This window comes from Haloarcula sp. CGMCC 1.2071, assembly GCF_037078445.1.
Classification (GTDB): Archaea; Halobacteriota; Halobacteria; order Halobacteriales; family Haloarculaceae; genus Haloarcula; species Haloarcula amylolytica.
Window position 1 is genome coordinate 438,257 of the sequence record NZ_JAYMGY010000001.1, and the last position, 17,559, is coordinate 455,815.

Consider the following 17,559-nt stretch of genomic DNA (forward strand, 5'->3'; position numbering starts at 1 on the left):
CCATACCACCGCATGCATATCAAAGAGCTCGTCCTCGACAATTTCAAGAGCTTCGGACGCAAGACCCGAATCCCGTTCTACGAAGACTTTACCACTATCAGCGGCCCGAACGGCTCGGGCAAGTCCAACATCATCGACGCGATTCTGTTCGCGCTCGGACTCGCTCGCACCTCGGGTATCCGCGCCGAGAAGCTGACTGACCTCATCTACAACCCCGGCCACGCCGACGAAGACGCCGAGTACGACGGCGAACGGCAGGCCAGTGTCGAGGTAATTCTGGCAAACGACGACCGGACGCTGTCACGTTCACAGGTCGTCAACGCCGCCGGCACCGAGGACGTGGGCGACGTGGACGAGATCGCCATCAAGCGCCGGGTCAAGGAGACCGAGGACAACTACTACTCCTATTACTACATCAACGGCCGCTCGGTCAACCTCTCGGACATTCAGGACCTCCTCGCGCAGGCGGGCGTGACGCCGGAGGGATACAACGTCGTCATGCAGGGCGACGTGACCGAGATCATCAACATGACCGCCGGCTCCCGTCGGGAGATCATCGACGAGATCGCCGGCGTCGCCCAGTTCGACGCGAAGAAGGCCGACGCGTTCGACGAACTGGAGGTCGTTCAGGAGCGCATCGACGAGGCCGAGCTCCGCATCGAGGAGAAACAGGAGCGCCTCGACCAGCTCGAAGACGAGCGGGAGACGGCGCTCAAATACCAGGACCTCCGCGACGAGAAAGAGGAGTACGAAGGCTATCGCAAAGCCGCCGAACTCGAAGACAAACGCGAGGAACTGGCGGCCGTCGAGGAAACTATCGACGAGCTGGAAGCGGAACTCCAAGAACTGCAGACCGAACTCGACGAGCGCAAGGGCGCGGTTATCCGGCTGGAAGACGAGCTCCACGAACTCAATCAGGAGATCGAGCGCAAGGGCGAGGACGAACAGCTCGCCATCAAGCGCGAGATAGAGGAGATCAAAGGCGACATCTCCCGTCTGGAGGACAAGATCGAGTCCGCCGAGGAGACCGTCGAGGCCGCCGAGAACGAGCGCCGGCAGGCGTTCGTCCAGATCGACCGCAAGCAGGAGACCATCGACGACCTCGAAAGCGACATCCGCGAGACGAAGGTCGCCAAATCCAACGTCAAAGCCGACATCGCCGAGAAGGAGTCCGAACTCGCGGAGGTCCAGCAGCGCATCGACGAGGTCGGCGAGGAGTTTCAGGAGGTCAAGGACGAACTGGAGGAGAAGCGCTCGCGGCTGGAGACGCTCAAAAGCGAGAAGAACGACCTCCAGCGCGAGCAGGACCGCCTGCTCGACGAGGCCCGCCGGCGCTCGAACGCCGAGGACGAGAAGCGTGAAGCCATCGAAGACGCGGAAGCCGAGATTCCCGACCTCGAAGCCGATATCGAGGACTTAGAGACGGAACTGGAGAAAGCAAAGCAGAACAAGGCCACCATCGGCGAGGTCGTCGACGACCTCCGGGCCGAGAAGCGGGAACTCCAGTCGGACCTCGACGAACTCGAAGACGAAATCAGCGCGAAACAGCAGGAGTACGCCCAGCTAGAGGCGAAAGCCGGTGAAGACGGCGACTCCTCGTACGGCCGCGCGGTGACGGCGATTCTCAACGCCGGCCAGGACGGCGTCCATGGGACCGTCGGCCAACTCGGCGGGGTCGACCCAGAGTATGCCACGGCCTGTGAGACGGCCGCCGGCGGGCGGCTCGCCCACGTCGTCGTCGACGACGACAGCGTCGGCCAGCGCTGTATCGAGTACCTCAAATCCCGCAGCGCCGGCCGGGCGACGTTCCTGCCGATCACGCAGATGCAGAACCGGTCGCTGGGGTCGCTGCCCAGCGCCGACGGCGTCATCGACTTCGCGTACAACCTCGTCGACTTCGACCGCGAGTACGCGGGCATCTTCTCGTACGTGCTCGGCGACACCGTCGTCGTCGACAGCATGGACACCGCTCGCGACCTGATGGGCGACTACCGGATGGTCACGCTCGACGGCGACCTCGTCGAGAAGTCCGGCGCGATGACCGGGGGCTCCTCCTCGGGCACGCGCTACTCCTTCTCGGGTGGCGCGGGCAAGCTTGAACGGGTCGCCACGCGCATCAACGAACTCGAAGACGAGCGCGCGGACGTTCGCGAGGACCTGCGGGACGTGGAGGAGCGCCTCGACGACGCCCGCGACCGCGAATCCGACGCGACCGAGCAGGTCCGGGACATCGAGACGAGCATCGAGCGCAAGCAGACTGCCCTCGAAGACACCCGCGACCGTATCGAACAGCTGGAAGCCGACCTCGAAGAGATCGCCGACGAGCGCGAGGACGTGGCCGACCAGATGGACGAACTGGAGGCCGACATCGAGGAAAAGACCGAGGAAATCGACGCGCTCCAGAGCGATATCGACGACCTCGAAGCCGAGGTCGAGGATTCGGAACTGCCGGACCTGACGGACCAGCGCGAGTCCATCAAGGACGACATCGACGCGCTGGAGGGCCGGCAAAGCGAACTCGACGCGGAACTCAACGAATACGAACTCGAAAAGCAGTACGCCGAGGATGCCATCGAGGACCTCCACGACGACATCGAGGCGGCCCAGAACCGCAAGACCGAACACGAGGAGCGCATCGAGGACCTCGAAGCGAAGGTCGCCGAGAAACAGGAGCTGAAAACAGAGAAGGAGCAGGCTGTCGCCGATTTGGAGGAGGAGCTGGCCGAACTCAAGGCCGAACGCGAGGAGCTGAAAGACGACCTGCAGGAGGCCAAAGAGGCCCGCGACGAGCAACAGGCCGCAGTCTCCGAAATCGAGCGGGACCTCGAATCCGAGCAGGAAACCCAGGAGCGCCTGGAGTGGGAAATCGACGAACTCGAAGCGCAGGTCGGCGACTACGACCCCGAGGACGTGCCTGACCACGACACGGTCGAGCAGGAGATCGACCGGCTGGAGACGGAGATGGAGAAGCTGGAGCCGGTCAACATGCGCGCCATCGAGGAGTACGACCGGGTGAACGACGACCTGCAGGAACTCGAAGACAAGAAGGCGACGCTGGTCGAGGAGGCCGACGGCATCCGCGAGCGCATCGACACCTACGAGGCGCGCAAGAAGGAGACGTTCATGGAGTCGTTCACGGAGATCAACGACCAGTTCCAGAACATCTTCGAGCGGCTCTCGAACGGCACCGGCCACCTCCACCTCGAAGACGAGGACGACCCCTTCGAGGGCGGGCTGACGATGAAGGCCCAGCCGGGCGACAAGCCGATTCAGCGCCTGAACGCGATGTCCGGCGGCGAGAAGTCGCTGACGGCGCTGGCGTTCATCTTCGCCATCCAGCGGCACAACCCCGCGCCGTTCTACGCGCTTGACGAGGTCGACGCCTTCCTCGACGCGGCCAACGCCGACCTCGTCGGCGAGCTGGTGGACGAACTCGCCGGCGACGCCCAGTTCGTCGTCGTTTCACACCGCTCGGCCATGCTCGAGCGGTCCGAGCGCGCTATCGGGGTGATGATGCAGGGCGACAACGTGAGCGCCGTGACTGGGATTGACCTCTCCGGTGAGGGCACAGATGACGGTGACGAGGAGGTACCAGCCGATGACTGATGAAGGGGTTGAAAGGCAAGCGGATGACATTCCACTCAACATTACCGGCCACGAGGACCGTGAGCCGCCCGGCGAATCAGGTGATGCGGCGGCGCTGCTGGGCGACTCCCCCGATTCAGATGATGCCTCTCCCGAGCAGGGCGGCCCCGAAAGCGACTCGGACGACGACAGCGAGGACGAGGACGTCGAACCGGTCGAGGTACTGGTCCAGCTCGCGGACGACGGCGAAATCGACCCGTGGGACATCGACGTGGTACGGGTCACTGACAAGTTCCTCCAGCGCATCGACGACGCGGACCTGCGCACGTCGGGCCGGGCGCTGTTCTACGCGAGCGTCCTCATCCGGATGAAAAGCGACGCGATGCTGGGCGAGGGCGACGACGAGGAGGAGCCGGCCGAGCCGTGGGAGCAGGCGATGCACGAGGACGCACCCATCGAGGACCCGGATCCCTTCGCCGCGCTGGAATCGGAGATGGACCGCCGGCTCGAACGCCGGCGTGCCCGTGGGATGCCACAGACGCTCGACGAACTCGTTCGGGACCTCCGCGACGCCGAGCGCGAATCGTGGTGGAAGGAGTCCCGCGAGTACGACACCAGCGACTCCCCGAGCGGGTACGACCGCGGGACGCAGGAACTGGACTACCGCGGGGCCGACGACATGCGGCTGGACGAGGAGCCGTCAGCGGCGGACGTGACCGGGACGGCCCACGCCGAGAACATCGACGACATCATCGCCAACGTGCACGACGCCGTCCGCGAGCAGTACGACCAGGGCCGCGAGGAGGTGCTGTACCGCGAGGTCGACACCGCCGGCGGGACCCGCGTCGAGACGTTCCTCGGCCTCCTCTTTCTTGCCCACCGCGGCCAGGTCCGCCTCCAGCAGGACGACCTTTTCGGCGACCTCTGGATTCAGGACCCCAGCGCTGCGACCGGGTCGGACGAGGCTGTCGCGGACTAACGCCCTCCGAGTCCTCTATTGGCGGTGTGTCCCTCTTCTAGTGCCGCGGCAAACAGGTTCAAACGGGTCGAACCCCAAACGCGAGTAATGGCGACCCAGTCCTCGCCGCCGGAGTTACCGGACCCGGAAGCGCTCGCAGACTCGTTCTACGTCTACGAGGTCGACAGGACCGCCGAGGACGGCGTCCGGTATTACGGCGAGCCGATGACCGAGTCCGAACAGGTCATCCACCGCATCGCACCGGCGTTCCGTCAGCGCGGGTATCGCGTCACGCTCAAGCGGGAGATGGGCGAGTGGGTCCTGATCGCGCGGGAGCGGTCGCTCGGCGTCGATGGCATCCCGTGGCTGAACGTCGGGCTCGCCGTCCTGACGCTGTTGTCGACGCTGTACGCCGGGACCCGCTGGTACGGGCTGTCTGTGCTCGACGAGCCGACAGCCATGCTCGAGGCGTGGCCCTTCGCCGCCGCTGCACTGGGAATCCTTGCGATTCACGAGTTCGGCCACTACGTCATGAGCCGCTACCACGAGGTCGAGGCGAGCCTGCCGTACTTCCTGCCGTTCCCGAACGTGCTCGGGACGCTGGGCGCGGTCATCAGCATGAACGACCACATCCCCGACCGGAAGGCGCTGTTCGACATCGGCGTCGCCGGTCCGCTGGCGGGCCTCGCCGCGACAGTCGTCGTGACCGCCATCGGCGTGACGCTCCCGCCGGTGGAGGTAACCCGCGGCATCGTCACGAACATCGAACTCGGCTACCCGCTGCTGTTGCAGGGCATCGCGGCGGTGATGGGTGAACAACTGGAGTACGCGAACCCGCAGCTCCTCCCGAACCCGGTCGTCATCGGCGGCTGGGTGGGGGCGTTCGTGACCTTCCTGAACCTTCTGCCGGTCGGTCAACTCGACGGCGCACACGTCGCCCGCTCGCTGTTCGGCGACCGCCTGTCGCTGGTCCAGCTAGCCGTCCCCGTTGCCCTGTTCGGGCTCGCGGGCTACCTCGTCGCCTTTGAGGGGGGTCGCGCAGCCGGACTGTGGGCGTTCTGGGGGCTCCTGGCGCTGGTGTTCGGTCGGCTCGGGTCGGCGACGCCGCTGGACGAGACGCCGCTGGGGCCGGGCCGCTGGGCTATCGGCCTGGTCACGTTCGTTCTGGGCATGCTCTGTTTCGTTCCGGTGCCGCTCGTCATCACGATGTAGGCTCCTGTGGACCGCCCCACCGACCCCTTACAGCCCGTACGGGTCGTACTCGGGTCTGTTGTCCGTGTCGGCAGAGAGATCATATCGGTCCCGGAACTCAGCGAGTAGGTCATCAGCGGCGGCGGTGAACAGCACGGCGACGCCGTAGGGGCGGGCGTACGAGTCGGCATCGGGCGGGTCGGGGTCGATGAAGATAGCGTCTGTCGGCGGTTCGCCGATACCGGGGAGGTCGGTCAGCAGTGATTCCATCGGCACGAGGCCGGTGAGCACGCTCGGGACGAACGTGCCGCCGGGCAGCGGCGCGCGCGGCTGCACGAAACACTCCGCGACCGGCTCGCCGTCCTCTTCGAGCACGGCGCTTGCCGGGCGTTCGAGCCCCGGTTCCCAGAGGTCGGCCGCCACTGCTGGGACTTCAGCATCCACAGCAAAGTCCATCGCGACGCGGTCGAGCCGCTCGAAGGAAAGTAGCGACCAGGCCTCGTCCGAATCGTCGGGATCACCGCCGAGCGTCGCCTCGACGCGGTCGCCCGTCCGGAGGTCGTCGACTGCTGGCTGGCGTTCGCCGTAGCCGGACTGATACACCGTGTAGAGCCGCGTCGCGTCGGTGTCAAATAAATTGATGTGCGGGACCGCTTCGACGACGCGGTAGACCCTGAATACGCCCGTACGCTCGTCCATATCTGCCCGACGGGTTCCACCGTCAAGACTCCGCGGACTCACTGACGCTCAGGCAGCTGTCATGAGTTTGAGCCAGTCGGTCAGGCAGTCGTCGCTACAGTGGTGGTGGCGCTGTCGTCCGCAGGCTGTATCCAGGACTCCGACGACGAGATGCCAGTCGTCAGCGTAGACATGGCCGCCACAGACCACGCAATCGCGCACCGTCTCGTCGTCCGTCCGTTTTCCGACGGATACCGTCTCGACGTAGTAGGTCCCCCCGAGGGCGTACGGCGTGTCCAACTCCATCGGCACAGTCTGAGGACTACACACCCCTAAATGACGGGGACAAACTGACTGCTCCGACGCAACACGGAGGTAGCCTCGGCTCTAAGCCACAGGTATGAGTCAATCCACGGACCTCCCGGACCCGGACCCGGAACAGCTCCGCCTGGCCGTCGAACGGCTGCTCGACGAGACGGTTGATCGCGACGAGGCGCTCCACGTCACGGCCGATGATCTGTCGGTCTCTATTCCGATGCGATTCGGCTCGGACTCCCCGCAGGCGACGTGGCGGTTCGACGGCGACATGACGATCTCAGTCGACGGTATTCGGGGGCCGCTCAGAGAGTGGGTCGACCTCCTCGAAGAGTAGCCGGAACGGAGGTGAGACGCTCAGAACGCTTCGACGTGGGGGCGGAGGTCGAGTTCCAGCGTCCACGCCGAGCGGTCCTGTTCGACGAGATGCCAGTACGACTGAGCGATTTCGTCCGGGTCAAGATACGACTGTGTGTCGCGGTCAGCTGCGTCGGCGGCGCTCGGCGGGAGAATCTGACCGTCGATGACGACGTGGGCGACGTGGATGCCTTCGGGACCGAGTTCCCGGGCCATCGATTCGGCCAGCCCGCGGACGGCGAACTTGGCGGCGCTGAACCCGACTGCGCCGTCGCGGCCCCGGACGGCGGATGTCGCACCGGTGAAGATGATCGTCCCGCCGTCACCCGTCAGCATGTCGTCGACGGCCTCCTGCGAACAGGCCAGCCCGCCCGCCGGGCCGACGGCGAGCGCGTGCTGGAACTCGTCGTGTGTGATCTCCTGTATGCCTTTCCACGCGCCGCCGCTGGCGTGGTTCACGAGCACGTCGACAGGGCCGAACTCGTCCCGGACCTGCTCGAAGCCTGCCGCAACCTGGTCCGGGCTGGTAATATCAGTCTGTACTGCGAGCGCGTTGTCACCGAGGTCTGCCGACAGTGACTCCAGATACGACGCCGACCGGGCGAACAGGCCGACCTGACAGCCTTCGTCGATGAATGTTCTGGCCAGTGACTCCCCGAGGCCCGGACCGACGCCTGCAATGACTGCTGTCCGTGACATATGCACACGAACGACTACCGGGTGGATGAAAGTATGGTCACAGCGGCACTGCGGGGAGGAGGGCCGCACTATCTACGGTAATGCCTGGTATCATAGGGTTCCGTGTCAGTCGTCTCCACCGTGTGCGTGGCCGATACGCAGCGTCACGGCGTTGAAGACGACGAGCGCGACGAACGCGATCCGCGTCGCCCCGGAGTTCAGGCCGGTAATCAGTAGCGGGAGATATAAAAACGGGAGCGCAATCGCCGTCCAGAACGCGATACCTCGAACGGCGGAGACGAGTGACTCGTCGAACTCCGGTACGGACTCATCAAACTGGGCGAGTAATTCGTATGCGGACGAACTTGACATATGGGGGACCTATCCACGGCTTCTACTGGAGATAGCTTATAACCTCTAGAGGTTTCCGCCCGTTTCGCTTCGTTTCACGCACAGCGGCCCCTAGCCGTTCATTTTATTACCGGCTAAAAGACGCTTAGACGTTTTATTGGCGGTGTAGCTGTGGTATGACCTACTGTAACACTCCCAGTCCCGGTAACGCCTCCGGTGGACGTGTACGACCGATTACGGTCCGAGTAGTGACACAGTTACGTCGTGCGCTGTGTCGCTTAGTGTCGTGCTATCGACGACGTGGTCCGGAAGCGACTCCCGCCACTCGGCGAGTCGCTGCTCGTGGTAGGTCCGATGGCGCTCCACCGAGTACGTCTCATCGTCGTGAGCCCGGAGTTCGTCGGCGGTGTCATCGGGCGTCGGATACGACGGTGCATCCGTAGTCAGCAGTGAGTCGGGCTCTATGTGAACCGTGTCATCGTCGTCGTCGGGCTGAACGACGTGGAGACGCGCCCGCATCCGGCCGCTGAACGGTGGTGTGACGCGCAACACGGTCTCTGATTCGTCTGCAGTCGCTTCAATAGCTGCGACGAGGTCGGTGGCGCTTATCGCGATTGATTTGATGTCTGTCGGGTCAGTGTCCATGGCTGAGTCTGTGGGTCCCATTGGTTCAGGCAGTTACATCCGGTTGCTATAGTCCCAGGTGTGGAGACGGTCGGGCGTGATCGTGATCTGGATCTCGCGGCGGTCGGGTGCGAGCAGTCGTTCGGCCAGTGGTGAGTCGGTCCCGCCGAGGTAGCGGTGCAGCAGGTCGGTGAGCACCGTCTTGTCCTCGTCTGTTGTCATCGTCGCTGTGCCATTGCCTCTGACGCCGCGGTACGGCGGCTCGTTCGTCGAGACTTCGAATGACACGTCGTCGTCATAGTCGAGGTAGTCGACAACCGCTGCGTCTGCCCCGGTCGCACACTCGAAGATACCGTCAACGAATCGGTACCAGAGCGAGAGCATCCAGGGCCTGTCTGCTGGAGTTCGGCACCCGAGACGGAGTGGAACCGTTTCGGCGCTGAGAAACTGTTCCATCTCCCCGCTCGTCCACGGTCCGGAGACGGTCACCATACACACAGGGTACGGTCGCCGCTATGTTAACATCTCTGGGATAAGTCACTGCCTTGTGACAGCACGCCTCCATGAAAAAGTCAACAGACCAACTGCAGTATTCTCAGAATCGATAATATGCTGGGTACCTTTATCTTGCTGTTCGGGAAAGTCACCGTGAGAGCAGTACGTGAGTCGACAGGAGGGATAACAAGTGCAAAAGCGTGGTGAGACGGAGGAGGCAACGGTGCTCGTCGTCGACGATGAACAAGATATCGCGGATCTGTATTCGACGTGGCTGCTGACCGCACACGACGTTCGGACCGCACACAGCGGTACGGAAGCGCTCCAGTTAGTCGACGCGTCCGTCGACGTCGTCTTTCTGGACCGGCAGATGCCCGATATGAGCGGTGACGAAGTCCTCGATACCATCGCGGAACGGGGTATCGACCCGGCGGTAGTGATGGTAACGGCCGTCGACCCGGACTTCGACATCGTCGAGATGCCCTTCGACGAGTACCTGACTAAGCCGGTCAGCCGCGAGGACCTCCTCGACACCGTCTCGGAGATGCTCGTCCGGACCACGTACGACGATCAGGTGCAGGAGTACTTCGCCGTGGCCTCGAAGAAGGCGACGCTGGAAACGCAGAAGAACACCGCGCAACTGGAAGCCAGCGACGAGTACCGGACTGTCAGCGAGCGACTCGAAGAACTCCGCGAGACAGCCGATTCCACGGCCGCAGAGATCGACGACTTCGAGGCCGTGTTTCAGGAGTTCCCCGGCGGCGGCCTCTCGTCTGGCTGACCGCTGGCGGTTCTTTTCCCACGAAACTACCATCTACGTCTCCAAACAGTCGTGACAAGCACGACAGCGTTCGGGAGCGACTCGGCGAGGATACCGTCTGATCACTCGGAACAGCCCTGCTCGGGCTAGTCGCGTACCGTTTGTTCGGCACGGGCCAGTGATGCTGCTGGCTGCTGGCCGATGTGATCTGGAAAATGCCCGGGGAGGGCTCCGAACCCTCGATCTCCGCATGGCCCAGGTCTGGGGCGTGACGAGCGCCCCGGGGTCATGACGGGTGCACTGCCGCATGAGTCGAAAGACCCTATGAGTGCGGCGCTATGTCCAGCTAAGCCACCCGGGCGCGGGTGCATTCAGCCGTTGGCCGTTAGCCGTCTTGAAGGTTCTCATCTCTGCCGGGACTGTGGCACAGTCCCACGCTGTGTCCACCTGATCGGTGCTGATAATCGACCCGCGGATTTAAGCCACCACGCAGGTATGCAGGCAGTATGGAGATACCAGACCTCGTCCAGCAGGAACTCGGGGACGAGGAGATCCGGGGCGGTGTCAACCTCGGCGACGAAGACGCGGCCTGTTTCACACCGACCCGGACGCTCGTCTACCGCGGTGAAGGCCTTCTCAGCGACGAGAAGGTCGCCAGCTATCCGCACGATTTCGAACGGCTCACGGTTTCGGAAGGCCGGCGCAAGACCAAGTTCTCGCTCATCTACACTAGTGAGAAACTCGAACTGTCCGTGCCCGGCAGCCGCGGCGACGCCGTCCTCGAACGGCTGCTCGAAGGGAAGCTCACCGTCTCCGGCGGTATCGCACCCGACGAGAGTCTCGCTGGCGTGTTCCGGTTCAGCGAACTAACGCTGGTCGTTACCGACCGCCAGCTACTCAAGCACATCGGCAACGTCACCTGGGACGCCGACTACGAGGCGTTCTCCTTCGACGACGTGACCGGCCTTGAGTTCGAGGAGGGCAGCGTCGCTACGGCTGTCGTCCTCTCGTTCAACGAGCGGCCAGAGCGCATCAAGGCGCCGTCCGAGCAGGCACCGATGGTCCGGAAAACGCTCGAAGAGGCCCTCTTTGCGTACCACGAGGTCGGTTCGCTCGCTGAGCTCAACGCCAAGGTCGGAGCGGACCCCGAAGAGAGCGCCACAGATGCGGGCAACGGGCTCGGCCTCGAATCCGGTATCGACCCGCTTGTGAGCAATGATGAGGAGAGCGGTGACGGTTCTGAGGCTGAAACCGCGAGCGCCAGCACGCAGGCCGCGACCGCATCGACCACTGAGCAGGGAACTGCCGCCGAAGCCACGACGGAAACCCAACCCAGTGACACCTCTGACATAGGCACCGACTCGGTCGAGCCGGACACCTCGGCAGACCCCGATGTCGCTGACCTCGAAGCACAGGTCGCCGAACTGACCGCCGCTGTCGAGGCCCAGAACGAACAGCTCCAGAAGCAGGAGCGCACCATCAAACAGCTCATCAAGGAACTCCGCCAGGGCCGCTGAGGCATCTGTTTTTGACTGCACTCGTGTGTTTGGGGACGTTTATCTAACGTGGTGACCGCGGCCACGACCTCGCTGCCACCAGGGTCGCTCCGCTATTGCGCTGCTCACGGCTCCTCCCGTCGCCGTTCGCATCAACGAGGGCCGCTCACTTCGTTCGCCGCTCGTAATTCCGAGGGCCGCTCGCTTCGCTCGCGCCCCTCGCTACTCCCGCCCTAACACTTTCCGAATACACGTCGACCCGAACGGTCCCAGTTCGCCGCCGTCGAACTGGACGAAGTGGCCAGTACTGATAGCTGCGCCACAGCGCTGACACGAAAACTCCCCCTCGCGAACGACGACGTCGCTGTCGAAGTTCACGTACGACCCCTGTGACCGCGGGCGAACGACACCGTTCTCGCGCTCGATGAGGCCACGCATCACTGCAGTATCGAGTATCTCGCGCTGGACCTGTGGGTTGGTCGTCACTGTCTCGATACGGTCGAGCGCGTCGGCGACGGACAGCTCCCCGTGTTCCAGATGGGCGAGCAGTTCGACGCCGAGTTCGACCGGATCACGCCTCTCGGACACAATCGCCGATTCAACCCCGAACAACCTAAAAGATACCACAAAGCGTTTGTCGATTGCTACCGCTCAATTGGGTAGATGGACCGCCTCGCGAAGCGACAACTGGTCGGGACTGCCGGGCTGGTGGTAGTCGTCGCCGTCGCGACAACGCTGCTCACCCCCGAGCGGGTAGTGGCCCAGACGACGCATCTCGCCGACCACCCTGTCTACCTCGCCGGCGTCATCGTCGGGCTGTACCTAGTTCGCCCGTTCTTCGCGTGGCCGACGATGCCGCTGTCCGCGTTCGTCGGGTTCGTCCTCGGTGTCAAATACGGCTTCCCGGTCGCACTGATGGGCGCACTCGTCACCTGCCTCATCCCCTACCGGTTCGCGCTCCGGGCCGGCGAACAGGGCGGGATGTTCGGCTGGCTGGGCGACTCAGGCCGCCGGATTATCGAGGTGACCGGCGAGACGCGGGGGGTGCTCGCGGCACGGCTCTCACCGGTGCCTGCGGACCCCGTCTCTTATGGAGCCGGGTTCGCCCGCGTCTCGCCGCGCTCCTTTGCGGTCGGGACGTTCCTCGGCGAAATTCCGTGGGTCGCGGTCGAGGTCACCGCGGGCGCGTCGCTGCGGTCGCTGACGCTCACGGGGCTCAGTGTCGACGCGCTCCCGCACGTCCTGTTGTTCTCCGCGGCGCTGGCCGTGCTGGTGCTCGCGGGGCCGGCCTACCGCCACGTCAACGCTCCGAACTCGTCGTGAACTCGAACCGCGCGCCGCCGTCCTCGCTTTCGGTCACCGACACAGACCAGCCGTGGGCCTGTGCGACCTCAACGACGATTGCCAGCCCGAACCCGGTCCCGGTGTCGCTCGTGGTGTAGCCGCGCTCGAACACGTCATCTCGCTCTTCTGGTGGGATTCCCACGCCGTCGTCGGCGACGTAAAATCCGTCGTCCGTTGTTCCGACGGAGACAGTGACCGGGGCTGCGCCGTCTGCACAACGTCCGTGTTCCACACTGTCGTCGGACTCCGTCCGACTGCTCGTGGAGCCATGTTCCACACTGTTCCGGAACAGGTTCTCGAACACCGTGCGAAGCCGTTCCGCGTCGGCTTCGACCGCCGCTGTCCCGAGCTTTTCGAGCGTGGCCTCGCCGGTTTCGACATCGACCCAGGCCTGGCTCGCAAGGGCAGCGAGGTCGACCATCGTCGTCTTGCCGACCGTATCGCCCTGTCTGGCGAGCGTCAACAGATCGTTGATGAGTTCGTCCATCCGGTCGGCCGCGGACGCCGCCGCTTCGAGGTGCGAGACGTCGCCCGACGTCCGAGCGACCGATATCCGACCTTTGACCACGTTCAGCGGGTTTCGCAGGTCGTGGCTGACGACAGACGCGAACTCCGCGAGCTGTCGCTCTCGCTCTTTCCGGTCGCTGATATCGCGGATGACGCCCGCTGTACCGTTGAACTCCCCGTCCGCGGCCGGAAGCAACGCGATGTGGATTTCGATAGGGGTGTGCGCCCCGTTCTGGTCGACGATATCCGTTTCGAAGGTCACGTTCTGCCGGGTCGGGTCAGACAGCATGGTCCGGATGAGGTCATTGCCGCGGTTGATGTCCTCGCCGGCCATGATCGTGGAGATGTGCTCGCCGACGAGTTCGTCGGGCTCGAACCCCGTCAGTCGCTTTATCGCCTCGTTCGCGTAGGTGAACACGCCCTCGTCGTCGAGGGTGTACACCGGGTCGCCGACGGCCTCGATGATCGTCTCGTAGCGTTCGAGTTCCCGTTCGCGTTGCTTGCGCTCCGTCGTCTCGCGCATCACGCCGACCGAGCCGTCGAAGTTCCCGTCCTCGTCGAACAGCGGTGCGATCCTGTCCTCGTTGATCCGGACTGTCCCGTCAGCGGATATCGTCCGCATCTCGTAGGCCCCCCACGTCCGCTCGTCGTCGTCGAGCAGGTCACAGATGAGTGCTGTCGCTCTTTCGACATCCGTCTCGGGCATGAAACGGACTGGTTCCGAGCCGACGATTTCCGAGCGGTCGTACCCCAGATGGGCGGCCATCGCCTCGTTTACCATCTCTACTGTCCCGTCAGTATCGAGGACGTACATCGGGTCCCCGACGTTTTCGACCAGCGTCCGGTACTCTCTGAGCTCCCGTTCCCGGCGTTTCCGTTCCGTGATATCCCGGCCGATACCGGCAATCCCGAACAGGTCGCCGCGCTCGTCTTCGATGAGCGAGCCCTTGAATTCGTACTGGAGCGCCCTGCCGTCAGCCGTCTCGACACCTGCTTCAACGGTTCCGTATCCGGTCTCCAGCGTCTCCTCGAACACTCGCCATAATTTCTCGTGGTCGGAATCCACGATGAGTTCCCCAATGCCCATCGACGCTAACTTCTCGTTTGTGTAGCCGGTCACCGACGAGACGGTGTCGTTCCATCGGACCAGACTGCCATCGGGACCGACAACGTAGAACATATCGTCGACGGAGTCGATGAGCTTCTCGGTAAATGCCCGCTGATTCGCGAGTTCGCGCTCGCGCTCCTCGCGCGCGGTTACGTCAGTGATGAACCCTTCGAGGATTTCGACCCCGTCGTCGTCAGTGCCGACGACGCGCCCGCGCTCCCACATCCAGCGGGTCTCACCGTCGGCCGTCTCGATCTGGTAGGAGACTTCGAACGGTTCGCCGGCGGCGATACAGGTCTGGACAGTCTCCCAGAGACGCTCCGTCTCAGAATCCTTGATCAGCGTCCCCCAGGAGACGTCGCCGCTCTCGAGCGCCTCCGAACTGTAGCCGACTAACTCCGTCGCACCGTCGCTGACGAACTCCATCGGCCAATCGGGTTCGTTCCGTGCGCGGTACACCATCCCCGGCAGGTTCGAGATGAGCGTCGACAGCATCCGCTCGGACTCTTCGAGCGCGGCCTTGGCCCGCCGTTCCCCGACAGCCCGCTCGATACGGTTGGCAAGGACAGTGTACTGGTCCGTCCCGACTCCTTTCTGGAGGTATTCGGTGACGCCAGCGGAGATGGCATCACTCGCGATTTCCTCGTTTCCTTTGCCAGTAAAGAGAATAAAGGGTAGCTCCTCGTACTCCTCGCGGACGACCTTCAGGAATTCGAGCCCGTCCATACCCGGCATGTCGTGATCGCTGACGACACAGTCGAACGTGCGCTCGGACAATCGCTCTAACCCATCTGCCGCGCTTCGCACGGTACAGACGGAAATATCACCGTGAGTTTGCTCCAGATGGACCGCCACGAGATCGCCAAGGTCGGGGTCGTCGTCGACGTGCAGCACCGAAATCTCTCCCCCGTGGCCACTCATATCACCTCTTTCGTTGTTCCAAGATATTAAACCCGCGAGCGTATCGTCAGTAGAACGTGTCAGCGCAGTCATATACGACGCCGTGCTCCGGACAGACGTACTTGCAGTGTCGGTGGTACATTGCCCGTTCACAGAGCGGGCAGGGCCGACCCCCGGGCTGCTCGTCCATGATTTCGTAGAACAGCTCCGCTCGCTTGTGTCTTCCGGAGTTTCGGAACGGAATCCGGACGAAATTGGAACAATCCCTTTTGCGGGGTAGACCCTCGATTGAGTCATGACTGACGACCTCCTCGACTCGCCCGGCGGTCGGCTGCTGGTCAGCGTTGCCGCCGCCATCGCGGGCCTGGCCGGCTCTTACGCGGTGACCGGCTACGCACCCGCGTTCGTCGCCTCACCTATTGAGCGGACGCTCGCACGGTCGATGCCCGGTATCGTCGTCTCGACTGCCATCTCGACGCTCGGCAGCCTCGGCCAACAGCTCAATCTCCTGCTCGCTATCGGACTCGCGGGGCTGTTCATTGCGCTGGCAGCCAGGGCAGCAATCCTCACCGGCCAACTGGCGAACAACCGCGCCCTCCCGGTCGTCGGAACGGCTGTCGTGACCTGGGCCGTGAGCGTCGTCCTCACCGGCGAGGTCGTCCTCGCGGCCGGTCCGGCGGTTCCCGCCGCCGCCGTTGTCGGACTCGCACAGACACTCGACAGATTCGGTGGTCCGATGTCACCGATCTCCTCGAAACGGCGGCGGGCGCTCTCGACGGTCGGCGCGGCCGTCGGCGCGGCGACGGTCGGCTACGCGGCTGGCAACCAGCGGTCGGTCGTCGCGACGGGTGACGATGCGCCCGCACTCAACGCGCCGGGGGCCGATCTCGACGATATCGACGAAAAGCTCGCCGTCGCAGCGGACTATTCCCTGGGCTTCGACGATATCGACCCGCTGGTCAGCGAGAACTTCTACGAGGTCGACATCAACTCTATCGACCCGGAACTCTCGGCCCCGGACTGGTCGCTTTCGATCACCGGCGCCGTCGAGGAGGAGGTCACGCTCACCTACGCGGACCTGCTGGAGATGGATGCCGAAAACCGGTTCGTTACGCTCCGTTGCGTGGGCGAGCGCCTCAACGGCTACAAGACGGACACCGCGCTGTGGACTGGCGTTCCCGTCGACAGCCTCCTCGAAGAAGCCGGCGTCCAGAGCGGCTGTGAATGCGTCATGCTCCGAGCCGAGGACGACTACTACGAGGAGTTCCCCATCGACGCGCTCCGGGGCGGGATGCTCGCCTACGGCATGAACGGGAAGGTCCTCCCGCGCGGCCACGGCTACCCCGTCCGGGCACTGGTCCCCGGCCACTGGGGCGAAGTCAACGTCAAGTGGCTCTCGGAGATCGAAGTGCTGGACGAAGAGGCGGACGGCTACTGGGAGAAACGCGGCTGGCAGGGGACCGGCCCCGTCAATCCGGTTGCCAAGCTCCACTACGAATCGATGCTTTCGGACGGTCGCCGGCGCATCGGCGGCCACGCCTACGCCGGCCTGCACGGCGTCCAGCGCGTCGAAGTCTCCACCGACGGCGGCGAGACGTGGGCGGACGCGACGCTCTCGGACCAACTGCCGGCCGCCAGCGGCGACGGCCCCGCAGAGGACGCGTGGCGACAGTGGGAGTACACCTACGACCCACCGTCCGGCGGCCACACCGTCGTCGTCCGGATGGTCGACCAGCGCGGCGAGGTGCAGCCCGAGGAGGAGACCGATTCCTATCCCAGCGGTCCCTCGGGATGGGTGTCGAAGCAGTATTCGTAGTGCAAAGCGAGCGGCACATACCGCTGTAGTCGCTATCGTGGGTATGGACGAGACGATTGCCGGCGAGGTCATCCACGTCGTGGAGCCGGCCGAGCACGAGGATTACGACTTCGAGCCCAAGATGGCGTCGCTCGCGGACTCGCGCTACGTCATCGTCTGTCGCAAGGGCGGGAAGCCATCGTGGCTCGAACGGATCGCGGCCTTTCTCCGCCGCCAGCCTATCGAGCCGGTGACACTCGTCGCGGACTCGGCGGCCGAGGAGGGCGCAGAAATAATGGCGGTTGTCGAAGAGACTGGTATTTCTGGCGTGTACGACGTGACGGAATTTCGATAGCAGAACGCGACGGGACAGCGCGGACAGAAAAGAACGGCCGCAGGCGCGTCGAAATCAGAATC

The 17,559-nt window shown here is 64.0% G+C and carries 18 protein-coding genes and 1 tRNA gene; 9 read left to right on the forward strand and 10 right to left on the reverse strand.

What is annotated here, in order from left to right; genetic code table 11:
- Positions 1-12 precede the first annotated feature (12 nt).
- The 3 genes from smc (at position 13) to VI234_RS02260 (ending at position 5,755) form a co-directional block, all read left to right on the forward strand.
- Positions 13-3,606 (forward strand): chromosome segregation protein SMC, encoded by a 3,594-nt coding sequence (gene smc / locus VI234_RS02250; RefSeq protein WP_336329122.1) that lies wholly within the window; start codon positions 13-15, stop codon positions 3,604-3,606.
- Positions 3,599-4,564 carry a ScpA family protein gene (locus VI234_RS02255; protein WP_336329123.1) on the forward strand — a complete coding sequence of 322 codons (966 nt, stop codon included), beginning with the start codon at positions 3,599-3,601 and terminating at the stop codon, positions 4,562-4,564. Before smc ends, VI234_RS02255 begins: the two co-directional genes overlap by 8 nt.
- Positions 4,565-4,651: 87 nt before the next feature.
- Positions 4,652-5,755, forward strand: a complete 1,104-nt coding sequence (locus VI234_RS02260) for a site-2 protease family protein (protein WP_336329124.1) — start codon at positions 4,652-4,654, stop codon at positions 5,753-5,755.
- 27 nt (positions 5,756-5,782) lie between these two features.
- On the opposite strand, the gene VI234_RS02265 is transcribed toward VI234_RS02260, so the two are convergent.
- Both VI234_RS02265 and VI234_RS02270 read right to left on the reverse strand, forming a co-directional pair.
- Complete coding sequence (locus VI234_RS02265) at positions 5,783-6,433, reverse strand: hypothetical protein (protein ID WP_008312759.1); 651 nt, start codon at positions 6,431-6,433, stop codon at positions 5,783-5,785.
- A gap of 48 nt (positions 6,434-6,481) precedes the next feature.
- Positions 6,482-6,718 carry a DUF7576 family protein gene (locus VI234_RS02270; protein ID WP_008312761.1) on the reverse strand — a complete coding sequence of 79 codons (237 nt, stop codon included), beginning with the start codon at positions 6,716-6,718 and terminating at the stop codon, positions 6,482-6,484.
- Between the two features lie 94 nt (positions 6,719-6,812).
- On the opposite strand from VI234_RS02270, the gene VI234_RS02275 reads away from it, so the two are divergent.
- Positions 6,813-7,064, forward strand: coding sequence for a hypothetical protein (locus VI234_RS02275; protein ID WP_008312763.1), 252 nt, complete (start codon positions 6,813-6,815; stop codon positions 7,062-7,064).
- A 20-nt stretch (positions 7,065-7,084) separates the two neighbouring features.
- On the opposite strand, the gene VI234_RS02280 is transcribed toward VI234_RS02275, so the two are convergent.
- The 4 genes from VI234_RS02280 to VI234_RS02295 all read right to left on the reverse strand — a co-directional run bounded on the left by VI234_RS02280 (position 7,085) and on the right by VI234_RS02295 (position 9,229).
- Positions 7,085-7,783, reverse strand: coding sequence for an SDR family NAD(P)-dependent oxidoreductase (locus VI234_RS02280; protein WP_008312765.1), 699 nt, complete (start codon positions 7,781-7,783; stop codon positions 7,085-7,087).
- Between the two features lie 105 nt (positions 7,784-7,888).
- On the reverse strand, positions 7,889-8,134 hold the full coding sequence (locus VI234_RS02285; protein WP_008312767.1) for a hypothetical protein: 246 nt from the start codon (positions 8,132-8,134) through the stop codon (positions 7,889-7,891).
- Positions 8,135-8,347: 213 nt separating this feature from the next.
- On the reverse strand, positions 8,348-8,779 hold the full coding sequence (locus tag VI234_RS02290; RefSeq protein WP_193363419.1) for a hypothetical protein: 432 nt from the start codon (positions 8,777-8,779) through the stop codon (positions 8,348-8,350).
- Between the two features lie 12 nt (positions 8,780-8,791).
- The gene (locus VI234_RS02295; RefSeq protein WP_336329125.1) at positions 8,792-9,229 is read right to left on the reverse strand and encodes a pyridoxamine 5'-phosphate oxidase family protein; all 438 of its coding nucleotides are present in this window, start codon (positions 9,227-9,229) and stop codon (positions 8,792-8,794) included.
- A 193-nt stretch (positions 9,230-9,422) separates the two neighbouring features.
- Here VI234_RS02295 and VI234_RS02300 point away from each other — a divergent pair, with 193 nt between their 5' ends.
- Positions 9,423-10,013 (forward strand): HalX domain-containing protein, encoded by a 591-nt coding sequence (locus VI234_RS02300; protein WP_008312771.1) that lies wholly within the window; start codon positions 9,423-9,425, stop codon positions 10,011-10,013.
- A gap of 195 nt (positions 10,014-10,208) precedes the next feature.
- Here the strand turns inward: VI234_RS02300 and VI234_RS02305 are convergent.
- Positions 10,209-10,353, reverse strand: a tRNA-Met gene (locus VI234_RS02305).
- A gap of 145 nt (positions 10,354-10,498) precedes the next feature.
- Between VI234_RS02305 and VI234_RS02310 the strand changes: the two genes are divergently transcribed.
- Positions 10,499-11,509, forward strand: coding sequence for a DUF7115 domain-containing protein (locus tag VI234_RS02310; protein ID WP_336329126.1), 1,011 nt, complete (start codon positions 10,499-10,501; stop codon positions 11,507-11,509).
- Positions 11,510-11,710: 201 nt separating this feature from the next.
- Here VI234_RS02310 and VI234_RS02315 read toward each other — a convergent pair whose 3' ends face one another.
- Positions 11,711-12,100 (reverse strand): DUF5830 family protein, encoded by a 390-nt coding sequence (locus VI234_RS02315; protein ID WP_008312872.1) that lies wholly within the window; start codon positions 12,098-12,100, stop codon positions 11,711-11,713.
- Between the two features lie 51 nt (positions 12,101-12,151).
- On the opposite strand from VI234_RS02315, the gene VI234_RS02320 reads away from it, so the two are divergent.
- On the forward strand, positions 12,152-12,811 hold the full coding sequence (locus tag VI234_RS02320; protein ID WP_008312874.1) for a TVP38/TMEM64 family protein: 660 nt from the start codon (positions 12,152-12,154) through the stop codon (positions 12,809-12,811).
- Here the strand turns inward: VI234_RS02320 and VI234_RS02325 are convergent.
- Positions 12,789-15,368, reverse strand: coding sequence for a PAS domain S-box protein (locus tag VI234_RS02325; protein ID WP_336329127.1), 2,580 nt, complete (start codon positions 15,366-15,368; stop codon positions 12,789-12,791). The genes VI234_RS02320 and VI234_RS02325 overlap by 23 nt on opposite strands.
- Before the next feature lie 46 nt (positions 15,369-15,414).
- Complete coding sequence (locus tag VI234_RS02330; protein WP_004591539.1) at positions 15,415-15,537, reverse strand: HVO_2523 family zinc finger protein; 123 nt, start codon at positions 15,535-15,537, stop codon at positions 15,415-15,417.
- A 105-nt stretch (positions 15,538-15,642) separates the two neighbouring features.
- Here VI234_RS02330 and VI234_RS02335 point away from each other — a divergent pair, with 105 nt between their 5' ends.
- Positions 15,643-17,163 (forward strand): sulfite oxidase, encoded by a 1,521-nt coding sequence (locus VI234_RS02335; protein WP_336329128.1) that lies wholly within the window; start codon positions 15,643-15,645, stop codon positions 17,161-17,163.
- Positions 17,164-17,206: 43 nt separating this feature from the next.
- Entirely contained in the window at positions 17,207-17,497 is a 291-nt protein-coding gene (locus VI234_RS02340) for a DUF7526 family protein (protein WP_008312878.1), read from the forward strand.
- The last annotated feature ends 62 nt before the right edge of the window (positions 17,498-17,559 follow it).